This window comes from Dolosicoccus paucivorans (genome assembly GCF_900100125.1).
Lineage (GTDB): Bacteria > Bacillota > Bacilli > Lactobacillales > Aerococcaceae > Dolosicoccus > Dolosicoccus paucivorans.
Window position 1 is genome coordinate 1 of sequence record NZ_FNEL01000004.1, and the last position, 18,915, is coordinate 18,915.

18 protein-coding genes and 1 other RNA gene are annotated in these 18,915 nt (G+C 37.8%); 14 read left to right on the forward strand and 5 right to left on the reverse strand.

The window, feature by feature from the left end; genetic code table 11:
• Positions 1 to 422: 422 nt before the first annotated feature.
• The 4 genes from BLR79_RS01230 (at position 423) to recD2 (ending at position 5,487) form a co-directional block, all read left to right on the forward strand.
• Entirely contained in the window at positions 423 to 1,556 is a 1,134-nt protein-coding gene (locus BLR79_RS01230) for a cysteine desulfurase family protein (protein ID WP_092084074.1), read from the forward strand.
• Positions 1,557 to 1,570: 14 nt separating this feature from the next.
• Positions 1,571 to 1,912: a cysteine desulfurase gene (locus BLR79_RS01235; protein WP_092084076.1), complete on the forward strand. Its 342-nt coding sequence runs from the start codon at positions 1,571 to 1,573 to the stop codon at positions 1,910 to 1,912.
• 70 nt (positions 1,913 to 1,982) lie between these two features.
• Entirely contained in the window at positions 1,983 to 3,104 is a 1,122-nt protein-coding gene (gene mnmA, locus BLR79_RS01240) for a tRNA 2-thiouridine(34) synthase MnmA (RefSeq protein WP_092084078.1), read from the forward strand.
• Between the two features lie 16 nt (positions 3,105 to 3,120).
• The gene (recD2, locus tag BLR79_RS01245) at positions 3,121 to 5,487 is read left to right on the forward strand and encodes an SF1B family DNA helicase RecD2 (protein ID WP_092084080.1); all 2,367 of its coding nucleotides are present in this window, start codon (positions 3,121 to 3,123) and stop codon (positions 5,485 to 5,487) included.
• Positions 5,488 to 5,525: 38 nt separating this feature from the next.
• On the opposite strand, the gene BLR79_RS01250 is transcribed toward recD2, so the two are convergent.
• Entirely contained in the window at positions 5,526 to 6,452 is a 927-nt protein-coding gene (locus BLR79_RS01250) for a diacylglycerol/lipid kinase family protein (RefSeq protein ID WP_092084082.1), read from the reverse strand.
• Between the two features lie 309 nt (positions 6,453 to 6,761).
• On the opposite strand from BLR79_RS01250, the gene BLR79_RS01255 reads away from it, so the two are divergent.
• The 10 genes from BLR79_RS01255 to BLR79_RS01300 all read left to right on the forward strand — a co-directional run bounded on the left by BLR79_RS01255 (position 6,762) and on the right by BLR79_RS01300 (position 15,940).
• On the forward strand, positions 6,762 to 7,766 hold the full coding sequence (locus tag BLR79_RS01255; protein WP_092084084.1) for an alpha/beta hydrolase: 1,005 nt from the start codon (positions 6,762 to 6,764) through the stop codon (positions 7,764 to 7,766).
• Between the two features lie 258 nt (positions 7,767 to 8,024).
• On the forward strand, positions 8,025 to 10,676 hold the full coding sequence (alaS, locus tag BLR79_RS01260; protein ID WP_092084086.1) for an alanine--tRNA ligase: 2,652 nt from the start codon (positions 8,025 to 8,027) through the stop codon (positions 10,674 to 10,676).
• Between the two features lie 72 nt (positions 10,677 to 10,748).
• Positions 10,749 to 11,012, forward strand: coding sequence for an IreB family regulatory phosphoprotein (locus tag BLR79_RS01265; RefSeq protein WP_092084088.1), 264 nt, complete (start codon positions 10,749 to 10,751; stop codon positions 11,010 to 11,012).
• Positions 11,009 to 11,446, forward strand: coding sequence for a Holliday junction resolvase RuvX (gene ruvX, locus BLR79_RS01270; RefSeq protein ID WP_234970757.1), 438 nt, complete (start codon positions 11,009 to 11,011; stop codon positions 11,444 to 11,446). Before BLR79_RS01265 ends, ruvX begins: the two co-directional genes overlap by 4 nt.
• A 10-nt stretch (positions 11,447 to 11,456) precedes the next feature.
• Complete coding sequence (locus tag BLR79_RS01275; RefSeq protein WP_092084090.1) at positions 11,457 to 11,738, forward strand: DUF1292 domain-containing protein; 282 nt, start codon at positions 11,457 to 11,459, stop codon at positions 11,736 to 11,738.
• A 121-nt stretch (positions 11,739 to 11,859) separates the two neighbouring features.
• Positions 11,860 to 13,050, forward strand: coding sequence for an endolytic transglycosylase MltG (gene mltG, locus BLR79_RS01280; protein WP_092084092.1), 1,191 nt, complete (start codon positions 11,860 to 11,862; stop codon positions 13,048 to 13,050).
• Positions 13,051 to 13,103: 53 nt separating this feature from the next.
• Positions 13,104 to 13,583: a transcription elongation factor GreA gene (gene greA, locus BLR79_RS01285; protein WP_092084094.1), complete on the forward strand. Its 480-nt coding sequence runs from the start codon at positions 13,104 to 13,106 to the stop codon at positions 13,581 to 13,583.
• Positions 13,584 to 13,676: 93 nt separating this feature from the next.
• Positions 13,677 to 14,732: a sensor histidine kinase gene (locus BLR79_RS01290; RefSeq protein ID WP_092084096.1), complete on the forward strand. Its 1,056-nt coding sequence runs from the start codon at positions 13,677 to 13,679 to the stop codon at positions 14,730 to 14,732.
• Between the two features lie 11 nt (positions 14,733 to 14,743).
• Positions 14,744 to 15,379, forward strand: coding sequence for a response regulator (locus tag BLR79_RS01295; RefSeq protein WP_092084097.1), 636 nt, complete (start codon positions 14,744 to 14,746; stop codon positions 15,377 to 15,379).
• 9 nt (positions 15,380 to 15,388) lie between these two features.
• Entirely contained in the window at positions 15,389 to 15,940 is a 552-nt protein-coding gene (locus BLR79_RS01300; RefSeq protein ID WP_092084099.1) for a GNAT family N-acetyltransferase, read from the forward strand.
• A 180-nt stretch (positions 15,941 to 16,120) separates the two neighbouring features.
• On the opposite strand, the gene ssrA is transcribed toward BLR79_RS01300, so the two are convergent.
• From ssrA to BLR79_RS01320, 4 genes are all read right to left on the reverse strand, one after another.
• Positions 16,121 to 16,489: a transfer-messenger RNA gene (gene ssrA / locus BLR79_RS01305) on the reverse strand.
• A gap of 83 nt (positions 16,490 to 16,572) precedes the next feature.
• The gene (locus tag BLR79_RS01310) at positions 16,573 to 17,175 is read right to left on the reverse strand and encodes an ECF transporter S component (RefSeq protein ID WP_092084101.1); all 603 of its coding nucleotides are present in this window, start codon (positions 17,173 to 17,175) and stop codon (positions 16,573 to 16,575) included.
• A gap of 26 nt (positions 17,176 to 17,201) precedes the next feature.
• A complete protein-coding gene (locus tag BLR79_RS01315; protein WP_092084103.1) occupies positions 17,202 to 17,501 on the reverse strand; it encodes a HesB/YadR/YfhF family protein in 300 nt (99 codons plus the stop codon).
• Positions 17,502 to 17,527: 26 nt separating this feature from the next.
• Positions 17,528 to 18,823 carry a hemolysin family protein gene (locus tag BLR79_RS01320; protein ID WP_092084105.1) on the reverse strand — a complete coding sequence of 432 codons (1,296 nt, stop codon included), beginning with the start codon at positions 18,821 to 18,823 and terminating at the stop codon, positions 17,528 to 17,530.
• Positions 18,824 to 18,915: the final 92 nt, after the last annotated feature.

The window sequence follows — 18,915 nt, forward strand, 5'->3', positions numbered from 1 at the left end:
TTAATGAAGTAGATGAAGACTTTCTTAAGGAAGTAACCTTCAAGCGAAATATCATTCCACGTAAATCTCTTAACTACTACACTCCCCTGGAGGTTTTCTTGGCCCATCTTTTGGATCAAACACCTGGATATTATGCCAACCACTTAAGAAATATGGTTTCATCAAGCACCTGACTCCTCAAGAGTCGCTAGCGCTTTTCCTCTTGACCAGCCAGGAGCTTGATGAAGGGAGTTGTTTAAGGTGGTTAGCACAAGTATGTCACCAAGTTCAATCACTCATAATATAGTGTAGAAATTTCTAACTTAAATTGACAATCGAGATAATAAAACAAATAAGCGACCCGGTGGCAATCCTAGATAGGTTTCGTTATAATAGTAAGGAATGAATACTTCTAAATTTAGTATAAAGAAAGGATTAAAGGGATGATTTATTTAGACTATGCCGCCACAACGCCAATGAATAAAAATGTCATTCATGCAATGATTCAAGCGATGGAAACATATTACGGAAATCCTTCAAGTGTCCACCAAGAAGGTAAAGTAGCCCGTCATGAACTATTAAAAGCCCGGCAAGCCATTGCGGCAGCTCTAAAGATCTCTCGTGACCATTTATACTTTACAAGTGGCGCAACAGAAGCGAATAATTGGGCATTGGTTTCTCAAGCTCACCAAGCTCGCTCCTTAAATAAAGGGAATCATATTATTTCTTCTAGTATCGAACATCCGTCGGTTATTGAAACGTTAGAAGCGCTAAAAGAAGAAGGATTTGAAATAACTTATATTGATCCTGATCCAAAGACATTACAAATTAACGTCGAAGATTATTTGAATAATACAATGGATCGAACCATTGGGTGGGTGGCGATGGCTGTTAATAGTGAAGTGGGAGCTATCTTACCCGTTCAAGAACTCGGTCAAAAAGCTCGCGAATTAAACCTTTGGTTTCATGTCGATTTTGTTCAAGCTTTAGGCAAAACCGCATTAACTGTAGATGAGATTGCTTGTACCTCTTTATCTTTATCAGCTCATAAAATCTTCGGACCAAAAGGCATGGGATTATTATATTATCATCCTTTTGATGAAAGAATGATTTTACAACCTTTCATTCATGGCGGAGGACAAGAGCGAGGCATGCGATCAGGAACAGAAAACACATCAGGCATCATTGGGTTTGCTAAAGCGATTGAAGAAGTAACCAATCACCCAATCGCACCAGCCTTAGAAAAAATTCATAATTATTTATTGGACCACTTAAAGCAAGCAAATCTTCGTTACGAAATGAATGGGCCAAGCACACCTAAAGCACCTCATATTGTCAGTATTTGGCTAAAGGGTATTAGTGCTGAGCGAGCACTCATTCAGTTAGATTTAAAAGGATTAGCGGTCTCTGCTGGGAGCGCTTGTTCAGCAGGAACAGTACAAGACTCTCCCATTTTAAAAGCTTATTACCCTAAAGAATCTGAGCGTTGGCATGAAAGTTTACGCTTATCTTTTGGTCCACAAACAACCACTCAAGAGATTGATGCTTTAATTGAAGCATTGGAACAATTAAAATAAAAGGAGATCATCACATGGCACGTAAAAAACAAGCAACTTTATTAGGATTTAACCGCACATTTGAAGTCAGTCCCGAATGTCGTCCGTATACTTTAAGAGATAACGGTTTTCAACCAACTCGTAACGGCAACTTTGCTTTTGAGCGCAAGCTTGATTCAACGAATAAAGCGGGACTTGTTTTAAAAGTAATGGTTTCAAAAGATTTAGAAAATTTAAGAATTTCAACAGTCAACAATAAAGGTTTCAATTCAGTGAATATTATGAATTTAGCTGATAATGATATGGTTGTTGAGAAAGTGAATTTCATCTTCGACGGTTTTGTCGAACGCAACGTACTTGTTGAAGTAGATAAATAAGTAAGATTTTTAAACGAACTCTGCACGATTAGAATAGAGTTCGTTTTGTCGTTAAAGGAAGGGGTTTATTATGACAACAAATGGAAAGCGCGTCGTTTTAGGAATGAGTGGCGGCGTCGATTCATCAGTAGCTGCTCATTTATTAAAAGAACAAGGGTATGACGTCGTCGGTTTATTTATGAAAAACTGGGATGATACGGATGAAACAGGTTTTTGTACAGCAACGCAAGACTATGAAGACGTTGCTTTAGTCGCTGAACAATTAGGCATTCCTTATTATTCCGTCAACTTTGAAAAAGAATATTGGGACCGCGTCTTTGAATACTTTTTAACTGAATACAAAAAAGGCCGTACCCCAAACCCGGACGTTATGTGTAATAAAGAAGTGAAATTTAAAGCCTTTTTAGATTACGCTATGCAACTGGGTGCGGATTATATTGCGATGGGGCATTATGCGCGGGTCAAACGAGATGAAGACGGAGTGGTTCATTTATTAAAAGGGGTGGATCATAGTAAAGATCAGTCATACTTTTTAAGCCAATTAAACCAACAACAACTTCAAAAGGCCCTCTTTCCTTTAGGAGATATGGAAAAGTCTGAAGTAAGAAAGATTGCTAAAGAACTTGATTTAGCAACGGCAGACAAAAAAGATTCAACCGGAATTTGTTTTATTGGTGAGCGTGATTTTGGTGAGTTTTTATCTAACTATTTACCCAATAAGCCCGGTAAAATGGTCACTTTAGATGGCGAAGTAAAAAATGATCATATGGGCTTAATGCACTATACGATCGGTCAACGCCAAGGATTAGGAATTGGTGGCGGTAAAGGGTCAAATGAACCATGGTTTGTTATTGGAAAAGACATTACCACTCAAACTCTTTATGTCGGTCAAGGGTTTCATCATCCTAACCTTTATGCCGATTCTCTTGAAGCATCTGAAATCCAATTTACAACAGATGAGAAAAAGCCACAAACGATGCGTGTTAATGCTAAATTTAGATACCGTCAACAAGACGTTCCAGTGACGGTCCATTTAGGAGACGATCAAACGACCGCAACGGTAGAGTTTGATGAGCCTGTGCGCGCTATTACGCCAGGTCAAGCTGTCGTCTTTTATGACGGAGAAGAAATGATTGGTGGCGGAATCATTGATGCAGCCTTTTTTGAAGGTGAGAAGCGCCAATACGTTTAATGGGGAGGAGTAGAAGATGCCACAAGAAGAATATATTGTTGGACAAGTCGAAGCGATTTATTTCGAAAATCCATCCAATCTTTATAAAGTCTTTCGTATTCAAGTGGATGCTTCTGAATCTTCCATTATTGTAGATGATACGATTGTTTGTACGGGATATTTTGCTGAATTGGATTACGACTTGCCTTACCAATTTTTTGGCTCTATTGTTAACCATCCTAAATTTGGTGAACAATTTAAAGTCGAACGTTATCAGCAAATGGAACCTACGTCTAAACAAGGGCTTATTGACTATTTATCCGGTCATAAATTTAAAGGAATTGGTCCTGTATTGGCGACACGTATTGTTGATGAATTAGGTCAAGATGCGATTAATAAAATTATTGAAGATAGTAATGCGTTAATCAACGTCCAAGGCTTATCGAAAACAAAACAAGAAGAGTTAAGAAATACCTTACTGCAAACTCAAGGAACGGAACGTATTTTCATTACGTTAGGTCAGTGGGGCTTTACCGCTAAAATGGCTGATAAAATTTATAAAGCCTTTCAAAGTAAGACGATTGATTTATTACAAGAAAATCCTTATCTATTAGTCGAAAAGGTTGAAGGAATTGGCTTTCAAAAAGCTGACCAATTAGCCCAAACCTTAGACATAAAAGCTGATAGTCCGGACCGCCTTAAAGCGGCATTACTTGTTGTCGTCCAACAATATTCATTAGCTGAAGGAGACACTTACGTCGAAAAAGAGACCCTTCTACAAGAAACGCAAAAGTTACTCGAAAAAAGTCGCCCTTTTATGGTGGAAGAATTTTTGATTGAAGAAAGTTTAGAAACGGCCATTGAAGAAGAGCTACTGATGACGTTAGATAACGGCGTGATGTTGCCTAGTTTATATTACGCTGAATTAGGCTGTGTACAACTATTAAGCGATTTAATGGAACATACGACCTTTACCCCTCCTTCAAAGAAAAAAATAGACGAAGGGATTAAAGCGGTCATCAATCAAGTAGGAATTCCTTACGACAAACAACAACAAGCAGCGATCAAAACGGCGATGCAGTCGCCGGTATCAATTATTACCGGAGGACCTGGTACAGGTAAGACAACCTTAGTCAATGGGATGATTCATTTACATGAATGGTTAAACCCTTCAAAAGGCGATGAACAAACCACTGTTTTACTGGCAGCTCCTACAGGACGAGCGGCTAAGCGTTTAAGCGAAATGACGGACCGACCGGCGACAACGATTCACCGCTTAGTCGGTTATACAAGAGAAAGTCGTCGCGATGAGTTTGTTCCTTTAGAACTTGAAGGGACTTTGTTAGTAGTGGATGAGATGTCGATGGTTGATACGTGGCTACTGTATTGGCTACTACAATCGATTCCTTTTGGATTACAAGTGATTTTTGTAGGGGATCGCCATCAATTACCATCCGTTGGTCCGGGGCAAGTATTTACCGATTTAATTTTATCTAAAACTTTACCAACCATTGAATTGACCCATATCTATCGACAAGAAGAAGGTAGTAGTATTGTAGAACTCGCCCACTCGATTCAAAAGGGCGAATTACCTAGCGACTTTTTAGATAAAAGAGACGATCGGTCGTTTATTCCATGTACAGCGGACCAAGTGCCTCAAGTAGTAGAACGAGTCGTCCAATTCGCTTTACAAAAAGGTTACGATGCTCAAACAATGCAAGTACTTGCTCCTATGTATAAAGGACCAGCAGGGATTAACCGCCTTAACGAGTTACTACAAGAAGAGATGAACCCATTAAAAGGACAAATGCGCGAAATCAAATCCTTTAACCACTCGTTTAGACATGCTGATAAAGTACTTCAATTGGAAAATGACGCTGAACTAGGCATTTACAACGGAGATATTGGGGTGATTGAAGGAGTGTATCGCGGAGAAGAAACAGAATCAAAAAGTGATGAGTTAGTGGTTGATTTTGATGGGCTAGAAATCACTTATACACGAAGTAACTTTGATCAACTCACTTTAGCTTATTGTACATCGATTCATAAATCCCAAGGAAGCGAATATCCTCTCGTTATTTTAGCTCTTGTTAACACGTATTCCAAAATGTTGCGCCGAGATTTGCTTTACACCGCGATTACACGCGCAAAAGGTAGTCTCGTTCTTCTAGGTAACCCACAAGATTTTGTTACAGCAGTAAATAATGGAGGTCAAGAACGCCGTACTTTATTAAAAGAGTTACTACAAGTTAAATTTGAAACGCAAGAAGAAGTATTCGAAGAAGAAGAAGAACAAGCAATCATTCAACAACAATTAGAAGAGCCGATCCGTTTGACAGAAGAAACTTGGGATCAAATCGATCCGATGATCGGGATGAATAACGTAACACCTTATACAATATAAAAAGAGAACGCCACCGAAAGAGCGTTCTCTTTTATTATTTATATATAAAATGGATATTGAGTGATGCGAATATGGAAAGTTGTTGGGGTAACAAAAAGATTCTCCCCATCCATTTCACATAACACATCTTGAGATATATTCACTTCTAAGTAAGGATCTTGAAGTTTCAATAAACTATCCCTATCAACGGCTTGTTTTTTACTAAATAATTTTTTCGTAAATCCAATTAATTGCAGCGGGCTTAGTTTCCTAACAAGGAGTAAAGAAAGTTGACGTTCATTAGATTGTAAATCAATATTTAAAGGAACGCCTCCGCCAAAGTAGGGAGTATTCATAATACTTGTCATTAACATATCGTTATAATATTTTTTTTGACCATCATAAACAAACTCTACTTCCATCGTTTCTAATTTAGATAAGGATAGACCTAAAGCGACTAAATAGCGCAAACGATTCATAACGGGGTAGTTCCAAATGGCGGACTTTTTAAGTTCATAGGCTTTAGCATTGACTTGAGCATTAAAACCAAAACCGATATTATTCATGGCCACATATAAATTACCTGTTTCTTGGTTATAACAGCGCATAACAGGTAATTGAGTAGGCTGATGAGTAAAAAGAAGGGTTTCAATAATTTCACGTGAAGTTTTATCTGGTTGAAAAGCTTCATGGAAATCATTGCCGTTTCCAGCTGGAAGTAAAGCCACAGGAATCAGCGCTTTTTCTTTATAAAAGGTCGTTACAATTTGATGTAACGTTCCATCACCACCGACAACTAAGACACGATCTTCTGGATGGAGGCGAGAAATTAGTTGTCGTGCAATGACGCCTGCATGATCAGGATATTCTGTGGAATAAGTAATAAAGCCGATTTGAAAACTTGTTAAAATTTGATGCGCTTCGCGCAGTACTTTTCTGCCTCGGCCACCTCCTGCGCGTTCATTGACAATAATATGTACTTTCATCACTCAACCTCCTAAAAAATCTTATAAAGCATCTTCATTATAAGGGATTTTAAGCGATGACTCAACTTCAAGGATATTTCAAGACATAAAAAGAGATAACCCCCTGATTAAGCTAGAAATTAAGAAAGAAAAAGAAAAAGAAAGGAAAGGGGTTATCTGAAAATATTATAACACAAATCTAATAAAATAATCAAAAATTAATAGTTAATTAATTCACATTAACAATTTTTGTTGATTTTGCCTCCCTAGCATCTGGAAATTAGGTCTGATAAAATAAAAAGATGAATGCCTAATTGAAAGGATTGAACAATGAAAGAGAATAAATCACAACTCACATTTAAGAAAAAAGCGTTAATTACGCTCACAATTTTAATTTTAACAACAGTTGGATTGACGATTGGTATTGGCAATTATTTTGTTAACTACGCTTTAGTGCCTCAATCAGGAGGGGATGACCGCCAAGTTGACCTTAGTTTACAAACAGGTGATGAATTAGAGACCATCCATGCCGCAAGACAAAAACACGTTATTAAACGCGATGAGTGGTTAGAATCCGTTAAAGCAGACCAAGAAGAAATCCAAATTGAATCTAACGACGGACTGACGTTAACAGGACATATTTTTACGCAACCTAAACCGACGAACGATTGGGTGATTATCGTCCATGGTTACCAATCGACAGAAGAAGAAGCATTACTTGTTGCACCTCATTTTTATAGTAAAGAATATAATATTTTAAGTATTCAACAACGAGCTCACGGAAAGAGTGAAGGAGAATACATTACCATGGGGGCTAAAGAAAGTGAAGATTTATTAAACTGGACTCAATGGCTCATTGAAAAGGAGCCAGAAAGCGATATTGTTTGGCATGGGACATCCATGGGAGCTGCTACGGTAATGATGGCCGCACCTCAAGCACCAGAACAAGTCTACGCGATTATTGAAGATTGTGGCTATACAACTGCTTGGGATATCTTTTCTTCTGAATTGAAGTTAAGATTTAATTTACCTTCTTTTCCAGTTTTAAATATGGCAAACATTGTTGCTAAAGCAAGGGCTGACGTAAACTTTAGACAAGCTAGTTCTATCGAAGCGGTAAGACAGAGCTCAGTGCCTATGTTATTCATTCATGGAACAGCCGATGACTTCGTGCCAGAGTGGATGGTTTATGACCTATATGACGCAAAAGAGGTCGGTCTAAAAGAACTTTATACTGTTCCTCAAGCGGGACATACAGAAGCAAAGTTTAAAGACGGTTCTAACTATTACGAAAAGATCGACCAATTCATCGAACAAGCCCGTCAAGAACGTTGACATATCAGGAGAAATACTGTAAAGTATGGGACTAGGAGGACATGTCTTTTATACTGTTAGAGACGCTTTCATCGGTGAAAGAAGCGACCATAAAAGATGCTCCCTCATGAATTCCTATTTGAAAAAATAGCGTACTTCGGCGTTAACGATGCATAAAGATATAATGATCAGTCGTTATAATCAAGGTGGTACCGCGTTAAAACGCCCTTGGCTATAACGGCTTTTTTTATTTAAATAATATAATGGAGGTTTAAATCAATGAAACAATTGACCAGTTCACAAACACGACAAATGTTTTTAGATTTCTTCAAACAAAAACAACACGAAATTATCCCTAGTGCTTCTTTAGTTCCTGTCAATGACCCGACCCTTTTATGGATCAACTCTGGAGTGGCCGCTCTTAAGAAGTACTTTGACGGCACCCAAACGCCAGACAACCCTCGTTTAGCCAACTCACAAAAAAGTATTCGTACAAATGATATCGAAAACGTAGGACATACGGCACGTCACCATACTTTATTTGAAATGTTAGGTAACTTTTCAATCGGCGAATACTTTAAAGAAGAAGCCATCGCTTGGGCGTGGGAGTTTTTAACCCATGAAGACTGGCTTGATTTTGAACCTGAGAAACTATGGGTGACTTATTATCCAGAGGATAAAGAAACGGTTGAAATTTGGAAAAAACAACCTCATTTTATTTCCGATCATTTAATTCCGATTGAAGATAACTTTTGGGATATTGGAGCAGGACCTTGTGGACCTAACTCAGAAATTTTCTATGACCGTGGGCCAGAATACAACGATCTGCCAGAAGACCATCCGGAAAGTTATGCTGGCGGAGAAAATGAAAGTTGGTTAGAAATGTGGAACTTAGTGTTTTCGCAATTTAACCATTTACCAGATGATACTTATGATCCATTACCTCATAAAAACATTGATACGGGGATGGGATTAGAACGTTTAATGTCTGTTATTCAAGATACACCGACGAACTTTGAAACGGATTTATTTTTACCGATTATTCGCCGCATCGAAGAGCTATCTCACAAAAAATACGGGGAAGACGCTCAATTAGATATTAGCTTTAAGGTCATTGCCGATCACGCTCGTGCGGTTACTTTTGCGATTAGTGACGGAGCATTGCCTTCTAACGAAGGACGAGGCTATATTATTCGTCGCTTGATTCGCCGTAGTGTAATGCATGCACGCCGTCTAGGTATTAACGGCACCTTCTTAAAAGAATTAGTGCCAGTCATCGTGAACATTATGGCTGATTTTTACCCAGAATTAGAAACCGAAGCTTCTTTTGTTCAAGATGTTTTAACCCATGAAGAGGAGCGTTTCCATGAAACGATTGAAGGAGGCGAACAACAACTTCAACGGGTTATGGACGAGTTAAAAGCTAACCAACAAACAATGATTAGTGGCTCTCAAGCATTCCAATTATATGACACCTTTGGTTTCCCAATGGAATTAACGATGGAGCTTGCTCAAGAAAGTGACTTTACGGTTGATGAAGAAGGTTTCCACAAGGCAATGGAAGAACAACGTCAACGTGCCAGAGCTGCTCGTAGTGACGAAAGCAGTATGGCGGTTCAAAGTGATCTATTAACTAGCATTGATGCTCCTTTTGAATTTGTTGGTTATGACCAAATGGAAGCTGAAGGAGTCGTTGAAGCCATTGTTTATGAAGATGAATCAGTTAAAGAATTACCAGTTCATCAACAAGGATGGCTCTTTTTTGACCAAAGTCCGTTCTATGCTGAAATGGGAGGCCAAGTGGCTGATAAAGGCTTTATTTACTCAAACAATGAAGTGATTGGGAAAGTAATCGATGTCCAAAAAGCACCTCGCGGTCAATATATGCATTTAGTCGAGTCCGCTGAACAACCGTTAAACGTTGGACAAACTTATACACTAGCGGTCAACTCATCAAAACGACGAGACATTAACAAAAACCATACGGCGACTCACTTACTTCACCGTGCTTTACAAAAAATACTAGGAGAACATACTCATCAAGCGGGGTCTTATGTCGGCCCGGACCGTTTACGATTTGACTTTTCTCATTTTGGAAAAGTAACTCCAGAACAGTTAGAAGAAATTGAAGACTATGTTAACGATTGGATTCGTCGCGGTGTAAACGTTCAAATTACTCAAATGCCATTAGAAGAAGCTAAAGCATTAGGTGCCACCGCACTCTTTGGTGAAAAGTATGGCGATGAAGTACGCGTTGTCGATATTGCGGGTGAATCCATTGAGTTATGTGGTGGAACCCACGTGGCGAATACAAGTGATATTGGAACGTTCAAATTAATGAGTGAAGCAGGTATTGGAGCGGGAATTCGCCGTATTGAAGCACTAACCGGACAAGGAGCCATTGAAGACTACCAGCAAAAAGAAGCTTTATTAAAAGACGTGCAACATCAACTAAAAGTGGCTGAGTTAGATCAAGTGGTGAACCGAATTCAACAATTACAAGAGGAATTAAAGGCAACTGAATCTCAATTAGAATCTTTAAATGCCCAATTAATGCAACAAGAATCTCAAGCGATCTTTAATCAAGTTGAAGAAATAGAAGGGGTTACTTATATCGCAGCCCATATTCCAAACCAATCAATGGACTCGCTCCGTCAATTAGGAGATATGTGGCGTCAAAAAGGTACATCGAACGTTTTAGTCGTGGCAACAGACAACGAAGATCGTGCGAACTTAATGGTCTTAGTAGATGATGAAACGATTAAAAAAGGTCTAAAAGCGGGTGACTTAATTAACCCCCTTGCTCAAATGATCGGCGGTGGCGGCGGAGGTCGTCCACAAATGGCTCAAGCCGGAGGAAAAGCTCCTGAAAAGATTGCGGAAATGTTACAGGCCGTTCCAAGTACTGTGGAAATGTTACTGAAACATTAAAAAGCGAGCTTTTCATATCTTTTTAAGGTAAACTTAGTTACAATAGTAAAAGTAGAAAGGAACGGTGCAACGATGAAATCTTTAGATGAAACAATTTTATTTAAGTTGGACGATTTAAATAAACTTTCTGTGCGTGATACGTTAGAAATTGTCTACAAAGCACTCGAAGAAAAAGACTATGATCCAGCTAATCAAATCGTTGGTTACTTGCTCTCAGGAGATCCTGCTTATATTCCGCGTCATAAAGATGCACGTAATTTAATTCGTCGTCATGAAAGAGACGAAATCATTGAAAAACTCGTTGAGTTTTATATTCACCAACAAGAAAAAGAATGAGAAACTATCAACGCATAATGGGACTCGACGTCGGTTCCCACACAGTGGGTATTGCGATTAGCGACTTAATGGGCTGGACCGCACAAGGGTTAATTACTTTGAAGATTAACGAAGAACAAGAAGAGTACGGCTTAGATGAACTACTTAAATTGATTAAAGAACATCAAGTCAAGAAAGTGGTTATTGGTCTTCCTAAAAATATGGATAACTCGATCGGTCCTAGAGCTCAAGCTTCTTTAGATTATGGTGAAAAGTTACAAGCACTCGATCCTACTTTAGAAGTCATTTATCAAGATGAACGTTTAACGACGTCTCAAGCTGAAAGAATGTTAGTTGAAGAAGGAAACGTCTCACGCAAAAAGCGTAAACATATCATTGATAAAGTCGCTGCAGTCCTTATTTTACAAAGTTATTTAGATACTCATGGGAATTAGGAGGTATATGATGAGCGAGAATTATGAACCGATTACATTAATCGATGAAGAAGGTAATGAAGCGCTATTTGAAGTTCTTTTTACTTTCGAATCCAAAGATTACAATAAGAATTATGTCGTTGTTTATCCAGCAGGAGCGTTAGACGAAGAAGATGTCGAGTTATTTGCTTATTCATACGTCGAACAACCAAACGGTGAATCAGGTGAGTTACAAGAAATTCAATCTGATGAAGAGTGGGACATGATCGAAGAAGTCCTTGCTACTTTCTTAAGTGATGAAAATATGCAATAATAATAATCGATTTATTCGATGAACAACTGAGATTAAACCCTCAGTTGTTCTTTTTAACTTTATTCACCCCAACGCGCTTACCAAGCATGATTGAATCTATCACAATCAACGAGGAGGTAACATGAGCAAATTAAATTGGAAACAACTCAAAGAAGAAGCTAAATATAACGAAGCTAGAGATTTAACAGAAGATTTATGGGCTAAGCGGATTGTAAAGTATATCTTACGCGGTTTACTCATCCTTTTTATCATTGGGTTTGTCTTTGCTAGCGGATATACTTACCAATCTCTTCAGCCCTTAGCCAAAAAGGACACACAAACCCAAGAAGTGATGATTCCGATTGGTAGTAGTAATAAAGCGATTGCTAAGCTGTTAGAAGATCACCATCTTATTCGTAATAGTCGTATTTTTCACACTTATTTAAAACTGAAAAATATAACCGATCTTCAAGCAGGTTACTTTGATTTATCTCCTTCGATGAACGCTGATGAAATTATTAATCAACTTCAAGAAGGAGGACGCCCGATTACGGCGGATACAGATGTTAAATTAACGGTCGTTGAAGGGATGATGCTAGAAGAAATTGCTGAAACAGTAGCAGAACATACTTCAATTACGAAAGAAGAATTTATTAAAACTGCAGATAATCCAGCTTTCATTAAAAAGCTCGCCCAACAATTTCCAAGTCTCATTCAGCCGCTCATGGATAAAGAAGACTTAAAGCATCCTTTAGAAGGTTATCTCTATCCGGCAACCTATGACTATTTTACTGATACGCCGGTTGAAGAGTTAATTTCTGACATGGTTGCGCAAACCAATTTAATTTATCAAAAATTAAAACCAGAATTAGAAAATACTTGGATGGATTTTCATCAAGTGTTAACATTAGCTTCTATTGTTGAAAAAGAGGGAATTACTCCCGAAGATCGTCGCCTAATTGCAGGAGTCTTTTTAAACCGTTTAGAAGCAGACATGCCACTGCAAAGTGATATTACCGTTCTTTACGTTTTAGGCGAGCATAAAGAGATCGTCACCTATAACGATTTAGAAAAAGACTCTCCCTATAACTTATATATGTATTCAGGGTTAGGTCCTGGACCTTTTAATAGTCCTAGTTTGGAAGCTATTGAGGCTGTTTTAGAGCCAGAATGGTCCAACTATTACTACTTCGTTGCCGATTTAGACACTCAAAAGGTCTATTATGCTGAAACCTTTGAAGAACATGAAGTATTAGTTGAAAAATATGTCAATAAATCCCGAGAATCCCAACAGGAAGGTTCATCCAATGATAAGGATTCCCAACAAGAATAACTGTTCATTGAATGATACAGATAAATAGGTAATATATTTTAAGGAGAATTAAGATGCAAGAAAAAGTATATCCAATGACCCAAGAAGGTCTTGAAAAATTAGAACAAGAATTAGAAGATTTAAAAGTCAATAAACGTAAAGAAATTGTCGAGCGTATTAAAATTGCTCGTAGTTTCGGAGACTTATCAGAAAACTCTGAATATGATGCGGCTAAAGACGAACAGGCTTTTGTGGAAGGACGTATTTCTACATTAGAAGATATGATTCGTTATGCGGAAATTATTGATGATAAAGATATCGATCAAGATGAAGTTACTTTAGGGCGTAAAGTAACATTTCAAGAATTGCCAGATGGTGAAGAAGAAACTTATACCATTGTTGGTAGCGCTGAAGCAGACCCATTAGAGTCTAAAATTTCAAACGATTCACCGATCGCTAAAGCTTTATTAGGTAAAAAAATCGGCGACGTTGTTGAAGTGGACACCCCGGGCGGAACGTTTGAGTGTAAAATTATTAACGTTGAAAAAGCGTAATTTAGTTAAGCAAGGAGAAATCCTTGCTTATTTTTTTCGTTCTTTTGGTACAATAGAAGTAATAAAGAGTTAATGAAGATATAGGAGTAATAAATGAACTTAAAATTTTGGTTTCAAATATTTATTCAGCACTGTGTGGTCTTATTTGGTTTAACCTTTAGTCTAATTTATTTTTTAGGAAAAGGGTTATCTTTATTCGATCCAACACAATTGTGGCAAATACGCTTTTTTCATTTACCTTTTAGTTTAATATTAACGCTATTAATCATCAGTATTGCGCTTGTTACAGCGACTTTTACGTTAAGTCAAGCGGTACATCCTTACGAGACCATTCGTGCTCAACTCAATTGGTTAATGTTAGGTCAATATGATCATCCAATCTTTACAAACCCTCCTACTAAAAGAGCATGGGATTTAAGTGAAGAAATGACTCATGATATTGGTTTGTTGAAAGATAAAATGCAACAGATGGCTTTTGATTTACAAGAGTTTTCCGCCGCACCGACGTTTGTTGGCGAAGATACAAGGGAAGAAATCATTGAACAGGAACGAACGCGCATTGCTAGAGAGTTACATGACTCTGTTAGTCAACAACTCTTTGCCGCAATGATGTTACTTGCAACCCTTAATGAACAAACCGATGAAGAAGAACAATATGATGCGATTAAACCAATGCTTGAAACGACTTCAACCATTGTCGATCAAGCCCAAGCCGAAATGAGAGCTTTACTGCTTCATTTGCGTCCTGTTGAATTACAAGGTAAGTCGCTAAAAGAAGGGATTACTCAATTACTTCAAGAATTAGACGGACGACTTCCTATTAAAATTCATTGGGATATCGTCGAAGTGCGTTTAGAAACCGGTGTGGAAGACCATTTATTTAGAATTGTTCAAGAAGCGATCTCTAATACGTTAAGACACGCTAAGGCGAGTGAGTTGGAAGTATTGATGCGTAAAGTAGGCAGTCAGTTGGAGTTAAGTATTCAAGATAATGGAGTAGGATTTGACACATCCAAAACCTTTATGGCTAGTCACGGCTTAAATAATATAAAAGAGCGTGTCGAGTCATTAGGTGGCGATTTTAAAGTCACCAGTCAAAAAGGAGAAGGAACCGTAATAAAATTATCCATTCCTTTTCAAGAAAGATAGTGAGGAAAAATATGATTAGTGTATTATTAGTCGATGACCATGAGATGGTCCGTTTAGGTGTATCCGCTTATTTATCGTCTCAAGCGGATATTGAAGTGATTGGTGAAGCTGAAAATGGCTTAAGAGGCTATCAAATGGCGCTTGATTTAAAGCCAGATGTTATTTTGATGGATTTAGTTATGGACGTGATGGATGGTATAGAAGCAACGGAGAAGATTATTGCCGAGTGGCCCGAAGCACAAATTATTATTGTGACGTCTTTTCTAGATGATGAAAAGGTCTTTCCTGCTATTAAAGCTGGCGCTAAAAGCTATTTACTAAAAACTTCTTCAGCCAGTGAAATTGCCCAAGCCATTCGTAAAACCTATCAAGGTGAACACGTGATGACAAGAGAAGTAAGTGATAAACTCATCCAAAGAGAAGATGAAAAAAGAAAAACCTATCCTCATGATGAGCTCACTGGAAGAGAATATGAAGTATTGCAGTTGATTGCTAAAGGAAAAAGTAACCAAGAAATTGCAGAAGAATTATTTATTTCTCTTAAGACGGTTAAAACTCATGTTTCAAATATTTTATCTAAATTAGAAGTAGCGGATCGTACCCAAGCAGCGATTTATGCTTACCAACATAGTATTGTAGAAGATTAGAGGTATTAGATGGTAACAGAATCATTTCGGTTTGAACGACCGCGCCAAAAGCATTTAAAAGCTCTTGAAGCTTTGAAACAAGAATTCATCCAAGACGGCAGTTCAATGGATGGAAGTATGAATTTAAAAGAAACAGAAGACATTCATCAGTGGCTAAAAGAAGTCAAAGCAATGGAGTCTAAAAAGACTTGTCCAAAAAACCTAGTGCCCCATACTTTATTGCTATGTATTGACAAGTCCACTAATGAGATTATCGGCTCGATTCAAGTGCGACATGAACTCAATGATTTTTTAAGTCGGTTTGGTGGACATATTGGCTATAGTGTCAGACCCACTCAGCGACAGAAGGGGTATGCAACTAAGATGTTAGAGGCGATTAAACCTTTATGTATTGATTTAGGGTTGGAGAAAGTTCTTATAACATGCCTTAAAAGTAATGAAGCAAGCCGACGAGTGATTTTAAATAATGGTGGCGTCTATGAATCAACGATTTACGATAACAATCGACAAGAAGACATCGAGCGTTATTGGATAAACTTAAAAGCACAAAGAGATCTTTAGAGGATTTCTTTGTGCTTTTACTTTGCAATCAGTCACGAAACTAGTCACGTGTTACATGAAAAGTCGTACGGAAACTCATACGAAAAAACAAAAAACGTTGATATTCATTCATGCCTATCTTTTAGAAAAACATGATAATATCAACGTTTATGACTAGTGTAGCGACTAGTTAAAATATGAAAATGGAGCTGACGGGAGTCGAACCCGCGTCCAGACATCCTACTACTACAGAATCTACGTCCATAGTTTAATTATTTAAGTTTTAGCGACGATTTAGCCATTAAACAAGCATCCATCGTTCGCGAGTCTGATCATCTCTTTCTTAGTTTACAGACGGAAAACTAAGACGTATCCCACTTAAATTGAGACCAGGATCTAGCACATGGGAGATGCTAGGCTGATCTTCGCTCGCTGGTTTTACGCAGCTAAAGCGAAAGAATTGTTTGTTTTGTTTGCAGTTATATTTAACTGTTTTGCGTTTTTAGAAAGACGCAACCCTTTCGGACGCATCCATAGCGCAGTGATGCCTGTCGAAACCTAAACAGCCCCGAGTCATCAACAGATCTATTATACATGAAATAACAAAAGAAAGCAAAATCTCCAGCAGTTAACTTTGCTGGAGACTAAACTTATTATTTAAATCGATATAATACCTTTAAAAGAAGGGGCGTTAAAATAACTGCCACAATCGTTTCAGGAATAGCATTGGTTACGACAATGCCCATCAGTAGTTGCATCAATAACTGACTGCTTGCGGTTTGTGGTGCGATGTTAATCATTGTTAAGTAAGCCTCTTGTTTAAATAAGAAAATCGCTCCTAATACAAGCAGGGTATTTAAGAAAGTTCCCAGTACGCCACCGATGACTCCTCTTTTTGTAAGAGTAATGTTTCTTCCTTTAAGAAAATCACCAACGGCTCCAACAACCCATCCCATCATTAAACGAGGCACAATACTTACTAAAGGAGAGCCGAAAATTAAATAGTACGTTGGAAGAGGAGGGGCAACGTAAGCTCGAATTAAGCTATTAATTCCCCAACATAACGCAACCCATATTCCTAAACGACGTCCTAAAAATAAACAAGCGACAATAACTGTTACATGAATGTATGTGACTGATAAAAGAGGGGGTAAATTAATATACCCTAAAAACGGAATCCATGTTTGCAAAATAATGATCGCAATAAACATGCTTAATTGCACTAATTGCTTTGTTTGATACTTTGAATAACTCATTGAATGGTGTCTCCAGTGATAAAGGACTAAGTGCGAGGCACGTAGTCATATTTAGGTTCTTTTAATTCTTCATCATAATCAATATGCAAATCATGGCCGTCAAAAAACCATAAATCATCTTGTTCTACAAAAATTAATAAACCGTTTTTAGTTTCATAAGAAGCGCCAGGGTTGTTAGGTTCTGTTGGCTGTAACATTAACCCGTAGTTATCCATTATTGGAGAGTTACCGTAGATTTTCATTGTTAAACGAATACCTGCTCCTGGAGCTAAACCAACTTCTTCTTCATACCATTGTTCGGCTTGAGGATGGACAGTAATGTTCATAATAAACAATCCTTTCTAACAAATATCTATTTGTTGTCTGTTTCTTCGTCTTTTAAGGTGTCTTCTTTAATTTCTACTGTAATACTTGTAATTTTACGCTTTTGAGCTGCTGAGACGGTTAATAGTAAATGATGGAACGTCAACTGATCGCCTACTTCAGGCACATGACCAAATTGCTCGATCACAAAGCCACCGACCGTTGAAGAAATCCACGCGTGCTCATCTTCAATAGAAAAGGCGTCGAAGAACTTAACTAATTCAGTGCTTCCTTCTACTTGGAAAACATTTGGATCATCTGTTGATCTAATTTTATTTTCTTCAACGTCTCGCTCATCAAAGATTTCACCGACTAATTCTTCTAACACGTCTTCCATTGTGACGATTCCCATCATTCCGCCGTGTTCATCGACAACAATTCCCATATGAATTTGTGCTTGTTGCATTAAACGTAGTAACTCAGACAAAATCATCACAGGAGGTACGAACAAGACATCCGTTAACAAACTAAACTTGGTTACTTTAGTTAAATTATTACGCTGTTTAGCACGGATATAACGGTGAAAATCGCGTTCATGCATGGCACCGATCACATTGTCAATCGTATCTTCATAGACAATTAAACGTGAGTAAGGGTAACGATGGAACAATTGTTCAATTTCTTCATCGGTACTATGAACATCAAAGGCTACGACATCTACACGAGGTGTGTAGATGGCTGAAATATTGATGTCATCAAACTGAATAGCCGCTCGAACCAATTGATGCTCGTCATCTTCTAAACTACCTTCGTCTTTGGCTTCATCAACTAAAAAGAGTAATTCTTCTTCACTAATTGAAGGTTCTTCTTCAACATTAATAAAACGACGGACCAATTTTTGCCACATGGATAAAATCCAGTTAATCGGGGTAAAAAGAAACATCATCATCCTTAAAAAAGGAGCCAAAATTTTAGCCAATCGTTCGGGCATTAATTTAGCAACTAACTTTGGCGTAATTTCACCAAATAAAAGTAAAATAAACGTAGTCACTCCCGTTGCGATGGCCGGTCCATAAATAGGGTTTAATTTAACAAAAAAAACAGTCGCAATGGCTGAACTGGCAATATTAGCGATATTGTTACCAATTAAAATACTAGATAATAACTGATCGAACTGAGATTCTAGTTCTAATACTTGCTTTGCTCTTTGATCACCTTCGTGGGCTTCATTAGTTAAACGAATGGTGTTAAGCGAAGAATAGGATGTTTCAGCTGATGAAAAGATCGCTGAAATAACGACAAAACCTAAAAAGATTAATATATTGGAAATAAGATCCGAATCCATAAAAAAGAGTACTCCTTTAAAATCTAATTATCTTGTCCTATTGTATCATAGATCGAAGAAACAAAGACAACTCAAGTACGAATAATGACAAA